This window comes from Streptomyces sp. NPDC107500, assembly GCF_055582785.1.
Map to the genome: position 1 here is coordinate 315,136 of NZ_JBVJPF010000001.1, position 14,872 is coordinate 330,007.

Sequence of the window (14,872 nt, forward strand, 5' to 3'; positions counted from 1 at the left end):
ATCCCCGGTCCAGCGTGACCCGCCGCAGCGGGCGCACGCCAGACGCGCGGGGTGCTTCGGGCACGGTCGCCGGGGGCGCCCCCGGCGCGTGACGTAGACCGCGCTACGCCCTACGACCGGTAGGACAGCCCGTGCCCGAGGGGGTAGAGCACCGTCTCCGGATCGTCCGCCCGGACCACCGGCACCGGCAGCCGCCCGCGCGGCCGGACCCGCCCGGCGATCACCCGGGCCGCCGCCCGCACCTCGACGTCGGTCCAGGAGTAGGCGGCCAGGTGGGCGCGGACGCCGGGGAGGTGGGCCACGTCGTAGGGGTTGCGGATGGCGACCGCGACGACGGGTTTCCCGGTCGCCAGCAGCCGCGTGACCAGGGTGCGCTGGCTGCTCGCCGCCGTGACGTTGTACGTCGCGACCACCACCGCGTCCGCGTCCCCGGCGGCCGCGACCGCGCCGTCGATCACGGCGGCGGAGGGGGCGGTGCCGGTGGACAGGGCGGTGGCCGTGAAGCCCAGCTCCGTCAGTTCGCCCGCGAGCACCCCCGTGGGCGGGCCGGTCGTGCCCGACGGCGAGGCGGGGTCGGCGCCCACGACGAGCACCCTGCGCTGCTCGCGCCGCGACAGCGGCAGCAGCCGGTCCTCGTTGACCAGCAGGGTGGTGGTCCGCTCGGCGATCCGGTCGGCCGCCGCGAGGTGCGCCCGGGTGCCCACCGTCCGGTCGACGTCTCGCCGGCTGGTGTAGGCGTCCCGGAACAGCCCCAGCTTCGCCTTCAGCCGCAGCACCCGCAGGATCGATTCGTCGAGCCGCGCCTCGGTGAGTTCGCCCTCCCGTACGGCCGTCAGGACCGCGTTCCAGGCGAGGTCCAGGTGCGGCGGGTTGAGCAGCTGGTCGACGCCCGCCTTCAGCGCCAGCACCGGCACGCGTTCGTCGCCGTACTTGGTCCGCACGCCCTCCATGCCGAGCGAGTCGGTGACCACGACCCCGTCGTAGCCCAGTTCCTCGCGCAGGATGCCGGTGAGGATGGGGCGGGAGAGGGTGGCCGGGTCGCCGGAGTCGTCGAGCGCCGGGACCACCAGGTGGGCGGTCATGATCGCGTCGATGCCGGCGTCGATCGCCGCGCGGAAGGGCGGCGCGTCCAGCGTCTCCCACTCCTCACGGGTGTGCGTGATCTCCGGCAGGCCGGTGTGGCTGTCGGTGGCGGTGTCGCCGTGCCCGGGGAAGTGCTTGGCGCACGCGGCGACCCCGGACCCCTGGTACCCCGTCACCTCGGCGGCCACCATCTCCGCCACCGCCTCCGGATCGGCGCCGAAGGACCGCACGCCGATCACGGGGTTGGCCGGGTTGACGTTCACGTCGGCGTCGGGGGCGTAGTCCTGGCGGATGCCCATCGCGCGCAGCTCCGCGCCCGCGATCCGGCCGAGGGTGCGGGCGTCGGACCGCGATCCGCCGGCGCCGACGGCCATCGCGCCCGGGAAGAGGGTCGCCGGTTCGCCCACGCGGGCCACTATGCCGTGTTCCTGGTCGGTGGAGATCAGCACCGGGAGGCCGCGCGGCAGCTCCAGGGACGCCTTCTGGATGCCGTTGGAGAGGTCGGCGATCTGGTGCGGGTCGCGGGTGTTGTGCGCCCAGGCGAAGTAGATGACGCCGCCGACCCGGTACTTGGCGACCAGCTCGGCCGCCGTGCGGACGCCGATCTCCTTGAGGTTGGCGTCGATGTCGGCCTGGTCGGGGGCGGTGGCCGAGTGGCCGTAGACCCGCATGACGAAGAGCTGGCCGACCTTCTCCTCCAGCGTCATGCGGGAGATCAGGGCGCGGAGCTTGGCGTCGTCGGGCCGGTGCGGGTCGGCGTGGGCCGTGCCGCCGCCGGCCGCCAGGGCCGCGGTGACGACCGCGGTGGCGGTGAGGACGGTACGTCTGGAGGGGTGTGCGGTGCTTCCCGTGCCGGCCGTGCTGCTGTGGTGCACGTGCGCTCCTTCCGGAGTGATCCGCTGGGGATCGCTGGAGAGCTGCTGAAGGAAACTGCCAAGGAGCCACCAATATCCAGGAAGTTTCTGCCAGTCAAGGGGCCGCACAGGAGTGGCCCCAGCCGCGCGGGGGCGGGGGAGCCGGGGGTGGGAGGCCGCCGTCGGCGCCGGGTCGCGTCTCCACTCGATCTCGCGTCCCGCACGGGACCGGCCCTGGCGGGATGTGCCCGAGCGCGTGGACGGCACCCCCTGGCTAGGAGAGCTTGAGCAGCAGTTCGGCGAGTTCGTCCGGCATGGTGATCATGCTGTCGTGGCCGGTCGGCAGTTCCCAGACCTGAGCGGCGGTGCCGTTGGGCTGGATCGGCGGGACGGGGCGACGGGTGACGCCCGCCGGCATGGCGCCGACATTGTGGATGTGCGTGCGCGGGATCGCGTCGAGGGCCGGGTTGTCCAGTCGGGCCGGTTGCTGGAGACAGCGCACCGGCTGGTCCGAGAGCATCCCGCGCAGCCAGGCGACGTCGGCCGGGTCGGTGACGCCGAACAGGCCGAAGGGCGCGGGCTGCTCGGGCATCGGCGGCACGCGCCAGCCGCTCTCGGACTTCTCGGCGAGCTCGATCAGCTGCCGTGACACGGGCTGGACGTCGACCGCGGACTCGCCGTCCTCCGGGACCATCGCGTCGAGGTAGACCAGGTGCGCGACGCGCTCCGGAATCCGGTTGGCGGCGGAGGAGATCACCAGCCCCGCGTAGCTGTGGCCGACGAGGACGACCTCGCCGAGGTTCTCCTCGGTGATCAGCCCGACCACGTCGTCGACGTGCGTGTCGAGACCCACCTCCGGGCCGAGCAGGTGCGCCTTGTCGCCATAGCCGGTCAGGGACGGCGCGAACACCCGGTGCCCGGCGGCCTCCAGCAGCGGTACCACCCGCTCCCAGCACCGCCCGTTGTGCCAAGCGCCGTGGACCAGCAGAAAAGTGGACATCGATCTTCCTTCGCACGGTTACCTTTTGTGCTTCAGTACTCTTTGAGTACCAAGAACATGCTGGTGCACACGACGCGCCGCGGGCAATAAGGCACTTTTCGGTGCCCCGGTTCTCTGGAGGTAACCATGGACGCGGCACAGCGCGATCCTCAGCCGGCCGCGGTGCCCAGCGACGCGTGCCGGACCCGGGTGGTGCTCGACATCGTCGGCGACAAGTGGTCGCTGCTGGTCGTCCGCCATCTCAGGGACGGACCGCGCCGTTTCACCGAACTCAAGAGGGCCGTCGACGGAATCAGCCAGCGCATGCTCACCGTGACGCTGCGCAGCCTGGAGCGCGACGGAATCCTGACCCGCACCGTCCACGAGGTGATGCCACCACGCGTGAGCTACGAGCTCACCGAGATGGGTTTCACCCTGCGCGAGGCCACCGCGCCCCTGCTCGAATGGAGCATCGCGCACCTCGCCCGGATCGACGACGCCCGCGCCGTCTATGACGCCCGCACGATCTCCCGCCGAGAAGACGCGCCGTAGGAACGCGGTGACGGCGGCGGGCGCCCGGTCGCGGAGTAGTGCCGCGCTCGGCGCCAAGTGGCACCACGCGGCGCCACTTGGTGCCATTCTGTGTCGCTGTCGGCAGCCTACGAGGTCTGGAGTCCGGGTCGGTCAAGTTGATGTCGTTCTGTTTTCCCAGTTCACGGGGGGATGGGCGAGTGACGGGGCCGGGATGGCGCCGTGCGGCTTGCGTATGGGGCCATCATGGTGCCATGATGACGTCATGGACCTCACGCCGTATGTCGACACCCTCCGCCGCGAACTCGCGGTGGCCGCCGAGGCCGGCGGTGAAGAAGCCCGCGAACTGGCCGAACGGCTCACCGCCCCACTGGAGTCGGCGACCAGGCTGACCCTGCTCAACGTGCTCTCCGCGGCCATGGACGAGATCACCCGCGAACTGGCCCCGGGCTCGGTCGACCTGCGGCTGCGGGGGCTGGACCCCGACTTCGTGGTGACCGTGCCGCCCACCGACGGCGGCGGCCTCGGGGACACGGCGGCCCCCGTCGAACCGCTCAGGCCGCAGGCGCCCGCCGAAGGCGACGAGGGCGGCACCGCCCGCGTCAACCTGCGTCTGCCCGCCCACCTCAAGTCCCGTGCCGAGGAGGCCGCGAGCCGCGAGGGCCTGTCGGTCAACGCCTGGCTGGTGCGGGCCGTGTCGGCCGCCGTCGAGGGCGGCGGCCGCCCGCGCACGACGGAACGCACCCAGAACGTCGGACAGAGCTTCACGGGCTGGGTGCGCTGAGCAACCGTCGCGCGCCGCAGGCCCGCTCCACCTCACCCACACCACGTCCCACCAGCGGGGGCGACCCAACGACTCATGAGGACGGGACAGCCGTGCCTTCTTTCGACACTCCCGAACCGATCTCGGTCACCGCGCACGTGGAGGCCGGTTCCATCCAGTTCACGGCGGGCGACCGCACCGACACCGTCGTCGAGGTCCGGCCCCGCAACGCGAAGAAGGACATCGACGCCCGCACCGCGGAACAGACCGAGGTCACCTGCGCGGGCGGCGCACTGACCGTACGGACCCCCAAGTCGGGCCTGTTCGGCCGCTCCGGCACCGTCGACGTGACCGTCGAACTGCCCGAGGGCTCGCGCGTCGACCTGACCGGAGCCTGGACCCAGGTGCTCGGCGAGGGACGGCTCGGCGAGGTCCGCGTGAAGGTCTCGTCCGGCGACGTCCGCTTCGACGCGACCGGCCCGCTCAACCTGACGGCGTCCCACGGCTCCATTACCGTGGACCGCGTCGAGGGCGCCGCGGAGATCGCCACCAGCTCCGGCAGCCTGCGCGTCGGCGTGCTCGACGGCGCCGCCGTCCTGAAGAACTCGCACGGCACCACGACCGTCGGCACCGCCGGCGGGGAACTGCGGGTCAACGGCGCCAACGGAGACATCGACGTCGCCCGCGCCGAGGACTCCGTCACCGCCACCACGGCCCACGGCACCCTGCGGGTGGGGCGCGTGACCCGCGGCTCCGTCCAGTTGCAGACCAGCTACGGCGCCATCGAGGTCGGCGTCGCCGAGGGCACGGCCGCCTGGCTCGACGTCAACTCGCGCTCGGGACAGGTCCGCAACACGCTCACCGCGTCCGACAGCCCGGAGAAGACCGAGGAGGCCGTCGAGGTCCGCGCCCGCACCCGGCACGGCAACATCGACATCCGCCGCGCCCGGGACTGACCGCGCCCGGCTACGGGACGGTGTGCGCCGAGGCCGCCGGCCAGTGGGCCCGCAGCGTGCGCACCGTCTCCGCGATCGCCGGACGGCGCGCCGCGCCCGTCCGCCACAGCGCGTACAGCCGCCGTACCGGCATCGGGTCGAGCGGCACCTCCACCACCCCGGCCGGCAGCGGGCCGCGCCCCAGCCGGGGGATCAGGGCGATGCCGAGACCGGCCGCGACCAGCGCGACGAGCGTCGGATTCTCGTCCGCCTGGTGGACGATGTCCGGCTCGTGCCCGGCGCCCCGCAGGGTCCGCATCAGCCAGTCGTGGCAGACCCGGCCGGGCGGCTGGCAGATCCACCGCTCCCCGCCCAGTTCCGCACGCCGGACGCCGGTCCGCCCGGCGAAGCGGTGCCCCTCGGGCACGAGCAGATCGCACAGGTCCTCACCGATCGGCACCTGCTCCACCCCCGCCGGGGCCGGCAGCGGGGCGATGTCCCAGTCGTGCGCCACCACCAGGTCCACGGCGCCCTTCGCCACCAGGTCCACGGACAGATGCGGGTCCACCTCGGTGAGCCGGGCGTCCAGAGCCGGATGACGGGCGGCCAGGTCGGCCAGGACCGAGGGCAGCAGACCGCGCGCCGCCGACGCGAACGCGGCCACCGTCAGCCGCCCCGACGGCACCCCGCGCCGCTCCTCCAGCAGGGTCTCCGCCCGCTCCACCAGGGCCAGCAGCTCGACGGCGGTGGCGGCCAGCTGCCACGCCTCGTCGGTGAGCCGGACCCCGCGCCCCTCCCGCTCCAGGAGCACCGTCCTGGTCTCCCGCTCCAACTTGGCGATCTGCTGCGACACCGCGGACGGCGTGAACCCGAGCGCGGCGGCGGCCGCGCCCACCGTGCCGTGCACGGACACGGCGTGCAGGGCACGCAGACGCTGAAGATCGAGCACGACGCCTCCCGAGAGTGAAACAGTTAGCAGTCCTTCATCCAACCATGCAGCAATCATCGCTGGTGCTACACAGTCCGTGGCGCGATCCTCGACGCATGCGACCTTCCCACCTCCTCCTCGCCGTGCTCGTCGCCGCCGTCTGGGGCGTGAACTTCACGGTCATCGAGGTCGGCCTCGGCCACTTCCCGCCGCTGCTCTTCTCCGCCCTGCGCTTCCTGGCGGCCGCCCTGCCCGCCGTCTTCCTCGTGGGCCGGCCCAAGGTCGCGTGGAAGTGGATCGTGGCGGTGGGGCTGGTGCTGGGCGTGGCCAAGTTCGGCCTGGTCTTCGTGGGCATGGACGCGGGCATGCCGGCCGGCCTGTCCTCCCTGGTCCTCCAGATCCAGGCGGTGTTCACCGCGGTGATCGCCGCCGCGGTCCTGGGCGAACGCCCCTCCCGCGTCCAGGCGGCGGGCATGCTCGTCGCGCTGGCCGGCATCGGTGTGGCGGCGGCCGACGAGGGCGCGTCCGGTCCGCTGGGCGCCTTCGTGATGGTCGTCGGGGCGGCCGCCGCGTGGGGGCTGTCCAACGTCCTCACCCGCAAGGCGTCCCCGCCCGACGCCCTGAACTTCATGGTGTGGGTGTGCACCGTCCCGGTGCTGCCGCTACTGGCCCTCTCCCTGCTTACGGAGGGCCCGGAAGCGGACCTCGCGGCACTGCGCGGCCTGGACTGGCAGGGCGGGAGCACGATCCTCTACGTGGCCTGGGTCTCGACCGTCTTCGGCTTCGGCGCCTGGGGCTGGCTGCTGCGCCGTCACCCCGCGTCGACGGTCGCGCCCTTCTCGCTCCTGGTCCCGGTCTTCGGGATGTCCTCGGCGGCCCTCTTCCTCGGCGAGGCGGTGACGCCCCTGCGCTGGTGCGCGGCGGCGCTGCTGGTGGGCGGGGTGGCGCTGACGACGCTCACGGGACGGCGTGCCCGCAGCCGGACGCCGTACGTGATCGCGCCGGCCCGCCCGGAAACCATTGGACGGCCCTCCGCGCCGGCGGAAGAATCCGTCCGGTGACGTTCGCACTGAAGGGCCCGCCCCTCGAAGGCACGCTGGTACGACTGGAGCCGCTGGGCCACCGGCACGCGGCCGACCTCGCGGTGGCGGCGGAAGAAGACCGAGACCGCTACGCGTACACGTGGGTGCCGAGGGCCGACGAGGTCGGCGGATACATCGACGCCCAACTGGCCCGCGCGGCCTCGGGGCGGCTGGCGCCCTACGCGCAGATCTCCCTCGCCACCGGACGGGCGGTCGGCGCCACCGCCTACTGGGAACCCCGCTCCTGGCTCACCGACGACGCCCTCGACGCGATCGAGGTCGGCTTCACCTGGCTGGCCCGCTCCGCCCAGGGCACCGGCATGAACGCGGAGGCCAAGCTGCTCCTGTTCCGCCACGCCTTCGAGGTCTGGCAGGTGTCCCGGGTCGACCTCAAGACCGACGCCCGCAACGCCCGTTCCCGGGCGGCGATCGAGAGGACCGGCGCCCGTCTCGAGGGCGTCCTGCGCAACTGGTCCCGCTCCTGGGCGCCGGGCGAGGAGGGCCGGCTGCGCGACTCCGCGATCTACTCCATCACGGCGGCGGAGTGGCCTGAGCACCGGGAGCGGATGGAGCGCCGGGTCCGGTCGGCGGCGGACGCCCTCACGCCGCGTCGGTGAGCAGCCGGGTCAGGTGATCGCGGCCGGCCGCCAGCAGGTCGGGCAGCGGGGCGGCGGACTCGTACCACCGCTTCTCGTACTCCCAGCACAGCCAGCCGTCCCAGCCGTGCCGGGAGAGGACGTCCACCACCTCGGTGAGCGGCAGCACGCCCGCGCCCAGCGGCAGCGGTGTGGTGTCCTCGGCGGAGGCGATGTCCTTGACCTGGACGTAGCCGAGGTGCGGGGCGAGGGCCGCGTACGACTCGAAGGGCTGCTCGCCGCCCAGCCAGGTGTGCATCACGTCCCACAGGGCGCCGACCTGGAGGTGCCCGACCAGGCCCAGGACGCGCATCGCGTCGGCGCCCGTGCGGTGCGAGTCGTGGGTCTCCAGGAGGATGCGGACGCCGAGGTCGGCGGCGTACTCGGCGGCCGTGCCCAGCCGCCGGGCGGCCGTCGCGTCGGCCTCCTCGGCGCTCTGCCCGGTACCGCCGCCGGGGAAGACGCGGATGTACGGGGCGCCCAGGTCGCGGGCGAGTTCGAGCAGGGCGCGGACCTCGGCGAGGACCGGCTCGTCGTCACCGGGGGCGGCCACCCGCGCGTACCCGGCCACACCGAGCAGTTCCACGCCGGACGCCTTGAACTCGGCCGCCACGGCCGCCCGTTCGTCCGGGGAAAGACCCGGGTTCACGGGTTCCTCCGGATGGGCGCGCAACTCGACACCGTGGTAGCCGTGCGCGGTCGCGAGGCCCAGCACATCGGTCAGGGGCAGCCCGGGGACACCAAGGGTGGAGAACGCCAGCTTCATGACCCCGGAGCGTACCCGGCTCCACCGCCCGCACTCCTCCGCGCCGGCCGGGCGTTTCTCAGCCCAGCCCGCCCGGGGGTCTGATGGAGCGTCGCCGTCCACTGTCAGCCTGTCCGGGGTCGGATGACAGCGCCGTCCACTGTCAGCGCCGGGGTCGCATGACATCGCCGTCCACTGTCAGCGCCGGGGTCGCATGACATCGCCGTCCACTGTCAGCGCCGGGGTCGCATGACATCGCCGTCCACTGTCAGCCCCTCCGGGCTCTGATGACGACTCGCCGTCCACTGTCAGCCCGTCCGGCGTTTGAGGACGAGGCCGTCCAGGCCGAAGCGGGGGCGTGGGGGCGGCAGCCCCCACCGAGGCCCACACCAACGGGCGGCACCAACGAAACAGGCGGCACCTACCCCCGAGGAACCCCGGAGGACCCCCGCACCATCAACTCCCCCCGCACCGTCGCGATCCCCCCGGCCGGCGCCTCCTCCCGCCCCATCGCCACCCGACCCGCCCGCGCCCCCGCCTCCGCCAGCGGCAGCCGGACCGTCGTCAGCGCGGGCACCGCGTCGATGCTGAACGGCAGGTCGTCGAAGCCGGCCACGGACACGTCGTCCGGGATCCGCAGCCCCGAGTCCCGCAGCGCCGCGCACGCGCCCAGCGCGACGGAGTCGTTCGCGGCGACGACAGCCGTCAGGGACGGATCCCTGCGCAGGAGTTCCAGCGTCGCCTCGTACCCGGACTGCCGGTCGTAGCGGCCGTGGACGGTCCAGCGGGGGTCCTCCTCGACGCCGTGCGCGGCGAGCGCGGCGCGGTGGCCCTCCAGCCGGTGCCGGGTGGTGGTCCGCTCCTGGAGGCCGGCGATGTAGCCGAGCCGGCGGTGGCCGAGCCCGAGCAGGTGCTCGGTCAGCTCCCGGCCGCCCCCGCGGTTGTCGAAGGTCAGCGCGATGGCCCCGGTCTCCGGCGCCGGCGGCCGCCCGCACAGCACCACCCGCGTCCCCGCCTCGCTCAGCTTCCGCAGCTTCGCCGCCACCGCCGCCTGGTGCGCCGCGTCCTCCATCGCGCCGCCGGTCAGCACGACGGCCGCCGCGCGCTGGCGCTGAAGCAGGGTGAGGTAGGTCAGCTCGCGCTCCGGGGAGCCGCCGGTGTTGCAGACCACCGCGAGCCGCTCGCCGCCCGCTCGGCCGCCCGGCCCGCCGATCTCGGACTGGATGGCGCCGGCCATGATGCCGAAGAAGGGGTCGGCGATGTCGTTGACCAGGATGCCGACCAGGTCGGACGTGGCCGCGGCCAGGGCGCTCGCCGGGCCGTTGAGCACGTAGTCCAGCTCGTCGACCGCCTTCAGCACCCGCTCCCGGGTGGTGGCGGCCACCGGGTAGTTCCCGTTCAGCACGCGCGACACCGTCGCGGGGGAGACCTGGGCGCGGGCCGCCACGTCCGCAAGTGTCACCGTCATGTCCTCGTCCTCCGCATCGCGCGTGAGCCGAACGCCGTCGCGGTGACCCTACGGCCACCACGCGTCGTCGTTCGCCCCCTCGAACAACTCACCCGAATCGCGGTCTTGTCCAGACCACCGTTCACAGGCTAGCTTCGTTCTGCATAGAAAGCGCTTGCTACAGGGCATACGGCTCGTACGAAGGGAAAGACGTGACACGCAAGACGGTGCGTATCGCCATGAACGGCGTGACCGGGCGCATGGGCTACCGCCAGCACCTCGTCCGCTCCATCCTGGCCCTCCGCGAACAGGGCGGCCTCGACCTCGGCGACGGCACCGTGCTGTGGCCGGAGCCGGTTCTGGTCGGCCGCCGCGAACACGCGCTGAAGGCGCTCGCCGAACGGCACGGACTCGACCACGTCTCCACCGACCTGGACGCGGTCCTGGCCGACGACAGCGTCGACATCTACTTCGACGCCCAGGTCACCTCGGCCCGCGAGGAGGCGATCAAGAAGGCGATCGCCGCGGGCAAGCACGTCTACACCGAGAAGCCCACCGCCACCGGCCTGGACGGAGCCCTCGACCTCGCCCGCCTCGCCGACGCGAAGGGCGTCCGGCACGGCGTCGTCCAGGACAAGCTCTTCCTCCCCGGCCTGCTCAAGCTCAAGCGCCTCATCGACGGGGGCTTCTTCGGCCGGATCCTGTCCGTGCGCGGCGAGTTCGGCTACTGGGTCTTCGAGGGCGACTGGCAGGAGGCCCAGCGCCCCTCGTGGAACTACCGCACCGAGGACGGCGGCGGCATCGTCGTCGACATGTTCCCGCACTGGGAGTACGTCCTGCACGAGCTGTTCGGCCGGGTGAAGTCCGTGCAGGCCCTCACCGCCACCCACGTCCCGCAGCGCTGGGACGAGAACGGCAAGCCCTACGACGCCACCGCCGACGACGCCGCCTACGGCGTCTTCGAGCTGGACGGCGGCGCCATCGCGCAGATCAACTCCTCCTGGGCGGTGCGTGTCAACCGCGACGAGCTGGTCGAGTTCCAGGTCGACGGCACCGAGGGCTCGGCGGTGGCCGGCCTGCGCAACTGCCGCGTCCAGCACCGCTCCGCCACCCCCAAGCCGGTCTGGAACCCGGACATCCCCGCCACCGAGGCCTTCCGCGACCAGTGGCAGGAGGTCCCGGACAACGGCGACTTCGACAACGGCTTCAAGGCCCAGTGGGAGCTGTTCCTCAAGCACGTCTACGCCGACGCCCCCTACCACTGGGACCTGCTGGCCGGCGCCCGCGGCGTCCAGCTCGCCGAACTGGGCCTGAGGTCCTCGGCGGAGGGCCGCCGCCTCGACGTACCGGAGATCTCGCTGTGACCCTCCACCTGCCGGGCGCGGACGGCACCCTGCGCGCCCACGAGCCGCGCACCGAGCCGCTCGCCGTCACCCGGGAAGCTCCTGGAAGCGCTTTCACCTCCCGGACGGTCTTCTCGGCGGCGCACGTGGTCGCCGACCCGTTCGCCGACACCACCCCCGACTCGCCCGCCGCCGTCGACTGGGACGCCACCCTCGCCTTCCGCCGCCACCTGTGGTCCCACGGACTCGGCGTCGCCGAGGCGATGGACACCGCCCAGCGCGGCATGGGCCTGGACTGGCCCACGGCGGCCGAGCTGATCCGCCGCTCCGCCGCCGAGGCGCGGGCGACCGGCGGCCGCATCGCGTGCGGCGTCGGCACCGACCAGCTCACGGCCGGCACCCTCGCCGAGGTCCGGGCGGCCTACGAGGAACAGCTCGCCCTCGTCGAGGAGTCGGGCGCCCAGGCCATCCTCATGGCCTCCCGCGCCCTCGCCGCGACCGCGAAGGGCCCGGACGACTACCTGGAGGTCTACGGCCACCTCCTGCGCCAGTCCGCCGAACCGGTCGTCCTGCACTGGCTCGGCCCGATGTTCGACCCGGCGCTGGAGGGCTACTGGGGCTCGTCCGACCTCGATGCGGCGACCGACACCTTCCTGGAGGTCATCGCCGCCCACCCCGACAAGGTCGACGGCATCAAGGTCTCCCTCCTCGACGCCCAGCGCGAGATCGACCTGCGCCGCCGCCTCCCGCGCGGCGTGCGCTGCTACACCGGGGACGACTTCAACTACCCGGAGCTGATCGCGGGCGACGAACAGGGCTTCAGCCACGCCCTGCTCGGCATCTTCGACCCCCTGGGCCCGCTGGCCGCCGAGGCGGTCCGCCACCTCGACACCGGCGACACGGAGGGCTTCCGCGCCCTCCTCGACCCCACCGTCGAACTCTCCCGCCACCTCTTCCAGGCCCCCACCCGCTACTACAAGACGGGCGTGGTGTTCCTGGCCTGGCTGGCCGGCCACCAGAGCCACTTCACGATGGTCGGCGGCCTCCAGTCGGCCCGCTCCCTGCCGCACCTCGCCCGCGCCTACGAACTCGCGGACGGCCTCGGCCTGTTCCCGGACCCGAAACTCGCCGAGGAGCGCATGCGGACCCTGCTCGACCTGTACGGAGTCACCCAGTGAGCGACACCCGCCCCGCCCCCGGCCTGACCCGCTTCAGCATCAACCAGATGACGGTCAAGCAGCTGACGCTGCCCGAACTGACCACCGCCTGCCGCGACCTGGGCATCGGCAACGTCGGACTGTGGCGCGAACCGGTCCAGGCGTACGGCGTCGAGGCGGCGGCCAAGCTGGTCCGCGACGCGGGCCTGACCGTCACCACCCTGTGCCGCGGCGGATTCCTCACGGCCGCCGACCCGGAAGCGCGCGCCGCCGCCCTGGCCGACAACCGCCGCGCCGTCGACGAGGCCGCCGCCCTCGGCACCGACACCCTCGTCCTGGTCTCCGGCGGCCTCCCGGCCGGCCACAAGGACCTGCGCGCCGCCCGCGAACGCATCGCGGACGCGCTCAGCGAACTCGCCCCCTACGCCGAGCGGCACGGCGTACGCCTCGCCATCGAGCCGCTGCACCCGATGTACGCTTCGGACCGCTGCGTGGTCTCCACCCTCGCCCAGGCCCTGGACCTGGCCGAACGCTTCCCCGCCCACCAGGTCGGCGTCACCGTCGACACGTACCACGTCTGGTGGGACGACCGGGCGCCCGAGCAGATCGCCCGGGCCGGGGCGGGCGGCCGCATCCACACCTTCCAGCTCGCCGACTGGACCACCCCCCTGCCCGAGGGCGTCCTCAACGGCCGCGGCCAGATCGGCGACGGCGCGATCGACATGCGGGAGTGGAAGGGCTACGTGGAGGCGGCCGGATACACCGGCGCCATCGAGGTCGAACTGTTCAACGAGGCGCTGTGGGCGCGCGACGGACGCGAGGTACTCGCCGAGACGGCGGAGCGGTTCGCCGCGCACGCGGGGGACGCCGCACCGGGGAAATAGATCCGGAAAAATAAATCACGGTGACGCGTGCAACCCTTTCGGCGTCCCGCGGGTCGTACTTGGCATCAGAACCTCTGTGGGGGGACCCGGGGGGGATCCGTGGGGTTCTGAAGGGGAGGGGAAACCCGAGAGGGCCCGGTCGCGACCGGGCCCTCTCAAAGTTCCCGTCGTCCCCCGCCGGCGCCCGTCAGAAGAAGACCCCGCACCGCAGCAGCACGTTCGCGTACGGCCGCGCCTCGCCGGTGCGGACGATCAGACGCGCACCCGCCGACAGCTCCTTGAGCCGCTCGTGCGGGACCAGGGTCAGGCCGGGGAAGTGGCCGTCGAGCAGTGCCGCGGCACCGGTGTTGGCCTCCCGCACCTCCGTCGCCGCCACCGCGCCCTCCACGACCAGCTCGGCGAGCAGACCGTCCAGCACCTCCGCGAAGGACGGCACCCCGGCGCGGAAGGCCAGGTCGACGACGCGTGGGCCGTCCGGGATGGGCATGCCCACGTCGCACACCAGGACCCCGTCGCCGTGCCCGAGTCCGGCGAGCGCGCCCGCGAGGTGGCGGTTGAGTATCCCTGCCCGCTTCACAGCGCCTCGGCCTGAGCCGCGGTGGGGTACGACTCCTGCGCCCCCGCCTTCGTGACCGCCGCCGCGCCGACCCGGGCCGCGTACGCCGCCGCCTCGGCGAGCGAGTCGCCGGTGCCGAGCCGCCAGGCCAGCGCCGCGGTGAACGCGTCGCCCGCGCCCGTCGTGTCCACGGCGTCCACCTTCACCGACGGCACCCGCGAGACGCCCTCGCCCGACGCCACCAGCGCGCCCTCGGCGCCCAGGGTCACGACCACCGAACGCGGGCCCTTGGCCAGCAGGACGCGGGCCCAGTCCTCGGGGCGCTCGCTGACCAGGGCGTCGCCGAGGATCACCTTCGCCTCGTGCTCGTTGACGATCAGCGGGTCGCAGGCCGCGAGGACCTCCGGCGGCAGCGGGCGCGGCGGCGACGGGTTCAGCACGAAGCGGCTGCCCGGCGCCAGACTCCGGACCACCTCCACGACCGTCTCCAGCGGGATCTCCAACTGCGTGGAGACGACCCGGGAGGCGTGGAAGAGGCTGCCGGCCGCGCGGACGTCGCCCGGCGTCAGCCGGCCGTTGGCGCCCGGCGAGACCACGATGCTGTTGTCCCCCGACGGATCGACGGTGATCAGCGCGACGCCGGTCGGGGCGCCGCCCACCAGCACGCCGACCGTGTCGACACCGGCGGCGCGCTGCGAGTCGAGGAGCAGCCGCCCGTGGCCGTCGTCGCCGACCCGGGCCAGCAGGGCCGTACGGGCGCCGAGCCGGGCGGCGGCCACCGCCTGGTTCCCGCCCTTGCCTCCCGGGTGGACGCTCAGGTCGGAGCCGAGCACCGTCTCCCCGGCGCCCGGCCGCCGTTCCACGCCGATCACGAGGTCGGCGTTGGCCGACCCCACGACCAGGAGGTCGTAGTCGTACATCAGTCGTTCTCCGATCCGAGTGAACCGAGT

At 73.3% G+C, this 14,872-nt stretch carries 15 protein-coding genes; 8 read left to right on the plus strand and 7 right to left on the minus strand.

All coding sequences use genetic code 11. The annotated features are described in order from the left end of the window. Positions 1–110: 110 nt before the first annotated feature. Together ACZ67M_RS01410 and ACZ67M_RS01415 are read right to left on the minus strand one after the other, a co-directional pair. Positions 111–1,958 carry a glycoside hydrolase family 3 protein gene (locus ACZ67M_RS01410; RefSeq protein WP_469849117.1) on the minus strand — a complete coding sequence of 616 codons (1,848 nt, stop codon included), beginning with the start codon at positions 1,956–1,958 and terminating at the stop codon, positions 111–113. Positions 1,959–2,211: 253 nt separating this feature from the next. Next, positions 2,212–2,937 carry an alpha/beta hydrolase gene (locus ACZ67M_RS01415; RefSeq protein WP_392235286.1) on the minus strand — a complete coding sequence of 242 codons (726 nt, stop codon included), beginning with the start codon at positions 2,935–2,937 and terminating at the stop codon, positions 2,212–2,214. A 126-nt stretch (positions 2,938–3,063) separates the two neighbouring features. Between ACZ67M_RS01415 and ACZ67M_RS01420 the strand changes: the two genes are divergently transcribed. The 3 genes from ACZ67M_RS01420 (at position 3,064) to ACZ67M_RS01430 (ending at position 5,166) form a co-directional block, all read left to right on the plus strand. Beyond that, positions 3,064–3,468 carry a winged helix-turn-helix transcriptional regulator gene (locus tag ACZ67M_RS01420; RefSeq protein WP_392103879.1) on the plus strand — a complete coding sequence of 135 codons (405 nt, stop codon included), beginning with the start codon at positions 3,064–3,066 and terminating at the stop codon, positions 3,466–3,468. Between the two features lie 244 nt (positions 3,469–3,712). Beyond that, on the plus strand, positions 3,713–4,231 hold the full coding sequence (locus ACZ67M_RS01425; protein WP_361354324.1) for a hypothetical protein: 519 nt from the start codon (positions 3,713–3,715) through the stop codon (positions 4,229–4,231). A gap of 92 nt (positions 4,232–4,323) precedes the next feature. Beyond that, positions 4,324–5,166: a DUF4097 family beta strand repeat-containing protein gene (locus ACZ67M_RS01430; RefSeq protein ID WP_361354327.1), complete on the plus strand. Its 843-nt coding sequence runs from the start codon at positions 4,324–4,326 to the stop codon at positions 5,164–5,166. A 10-nt stretch (positions 5,167–5,176) separates the two neighbouring features. Here the strand turns inward: ACZ67M_RS01430 and ACZ67M_RS01435 are convergent, their stop codons facing one another. Then, positions 5,177–6,094 carry a LysR family transcriptional regulator gene (locus ACZ67M_RS01435; RefSeq protein ID WP_361354330.1) on the minus strand — a complete coding sequence of 306 codons (918 nt, stop codon included), beginning with the start codon at positions 6,092–6,094 and terminating at the stop codon, positions 5,177–5,179. A gap of 95 nt (positions 6,095–6,189) precedes the next feature. Between ACZ67M_RS01435 and ACZ67M_RS01440 the strand changes: the two genes are divergently transcribed. After that, positions 6,190–7,134 (plus strand): EamA family transporter, encoded by a 945-nt coding sequence (locus ACZ67M_RS01440; protein ID WP_392008272.1) that lies wholly within the window; start codon positions 6,190–6,192, stop codon positions 7,132–7,134. Further along, positions 7,131–7,772 carry a GNAT family N-acetyltransferase gene (locus ACZ67M_RS01445; protein ID WP_469849119.1) on the plus strand — a complete coding sequence of 214 codons (642 nt, stop codon included), beginning with the start codon at positions 7,131–7,133 and terminating at the stop codon, positions 7,770–7,772. The genes ACZ67M_RS01440 and ACZ67M_RS01445 overlap by 4 nt, the downstream gene beginning before the upstream one ends. On the opposite strand, the gene ACZ67M_RS01450 is transcribed toward ACZ67M_RS01445, so the two are convergent. Both ACZ67M_RS01450 and ACZ67M_RS01455 read right to left on the minus strand, forming a co-directional pair. Beyond that, positions 7,756–8,556, minus strand: coding sequence for a sugar phosphate isomerase/epimerase family protein (locus ACZ67M_RS01450; RefSeq protein ID WP_361354340.1), 801 nt, complete (start codon positions 8,554–8,556; stop codon positions 7,756–7,758). The genes ACZ67M_RS01445 and ACZ67M_RS01450 overlap by 17 nt on opposite strands. A 400-nt stretch (positions 8,557–8,956) precedes the next feature. Then, the gene (locus tag ACZ67M_RS01455) at positions 8,957–10,003 is read right to left on the minus strand and encodes a LacI family DNA-binding transcriptional regulator (protein ID WP_469849120.1); all 1,047 of its coding nucleotides are present in this window, start codon (positions 10,001–10,003) and stop codon (positions 8,957–8,959) included. 191 nt (positions 10,004–10,194) lie between these two features. On the opposite strand from ACZ67M_RS01455, the gene ACZ67M_RS01460 reads away from it, so the two are divergent. Genes ACZ67M_RS01460 through ACZ67M_RS01470 form a run of 3 tightly spaced genes read left to right on the plus strand, consistent with a single transcriptional unit; the run spans position 10,195 to position 13,366 of the window. Next, positions 10,195–11,346, plus strand: coding sequence for a Gfo/Idh/MocA family protein (locus ACZ67M_RS01460; RefSeq protein WP_361354343.1), 1,152 nt, complete (start codon positions 10,195–10,197; stop codon positions 11,344–11,346). Beyond that, positions 11,343–12,503, plus strand: a complete 1,161-nt coding sequence (locus ACZ67M_RS01465) for a dihydrodipicolinate synthase family protein (protein WP_385803060.1) — start codon at positions 11,343–11,345, stop codon at positions 12,501–12,503. Before ACZ67M_RS01460 ends, ACZ67M_RS01465 begins: the two co-directional genes overlap by 4 nt. A 47-nt stretch (positions 12,504–12,550) precedes the next feature. Beyond that, positions 12,551–13,366, plus strand: coding sequence for a sugar phosphate isomerase/epimerase family protein (locus tag ACZ67M_RS01470; protein WP_392103900.1), 816 nt, complete (start codon positions 12,551–12,553; stop codon positions 13,364–13,366). 187 nt (positions 13,367–13,553) lie between these two features. On the opposite strand, the gene rbsD is transcribed toward ACZ67M_RS01470, so the two are convergent. Both rbsD and ACZ67M_RS01480 read right to left on the minus strand, forming a co-directional pair. After that, positions 13,554–13,943 (minus strand): D-ribose pyranase, encoded by a 390-nt coding sequence (gene rbsD / locus ACZ67M_RS01475; RefSeq protein WP_450731432.1) that lies wholly within the window; start codon positions 13,941–13,943, stop codon positions 13,554–13,556. After that, positions 13,940–14,842, minus strand: a complete 903-nt coding sequence (locus ACZ67M_RS01480) for a ribokinase (RefSeq protein ID WP_392008288.1) — start codon at positions 14,840–14,842, stop codon at positions 13,940–13,942. Before ACZ67M_RS01480 ends, rbsD begins: the two co-directional genes overlap by 4 nt. Positions 14,843–14,872: the final 30 nt, after the last annotated feature.

Bases quoted from the DNA above. Each gene is read 5' to 3' on its own strand.
- ACZ67M_RS01415 (WP_392235286.1), bottom strand. From the start codon at position 2,937: ATGTCCACTTTTCTGCTGGTCCACGGCGCTTGGCACAACGGGCGGTGC.
- ACZ67M_RS01420 (WP_392103879.1), top strand. From the start codon at position 3,064: ATGGACGCGGCACAGCGCGATCCTCAGCCGGCCGCGGTGCCCAGCGAC.
- ACZ67M_RS01425 (WP_361354324.1), top strand. From the start codon at position 3,713: ATGGACCTCACGCCGTATGTCGACACCCTCCGCCGCGAACTCGCGGTG.
- ACZ67M_RS01440 (WP_392008272.1), top strand. From the start codon at position 6,190: ATGCGACCTTCCCACCTCCTCCTCGCCGTGCTCGTCGCCGCCGTCTGG.
- ACZ67M_RS01450 (WP_361354340.1), bottom strand. From the start codon at position 8,556: ATGAAGCTGGCGTTCTCCACCCTTGGTGTCCCCGGGCTGCCCCTGACC.
- ACZ67M_RS01455 (WP_469849120.1), bottom strand. From the start codon at position 10,003: ATGACGGTGACACTTGCGGACGTGGCGGCCCGCGCCCAGGTCTCCCCC.
- ACZ67M_RS01470 (WP_392103900.1), top strand. From the start codon at position 12,551: ATGACGGTCAAGCAGCTGACGCTGCCCGAACTGACCACCGCCTGCCGC.
- ACZ67M_RS01480 (WP_392008288.1), bottom strand. From the start codon at position 14,842: ATGTACGACTACGACCTCCTGGTCGTGGGGTCGGCCAACGCCGACCTC.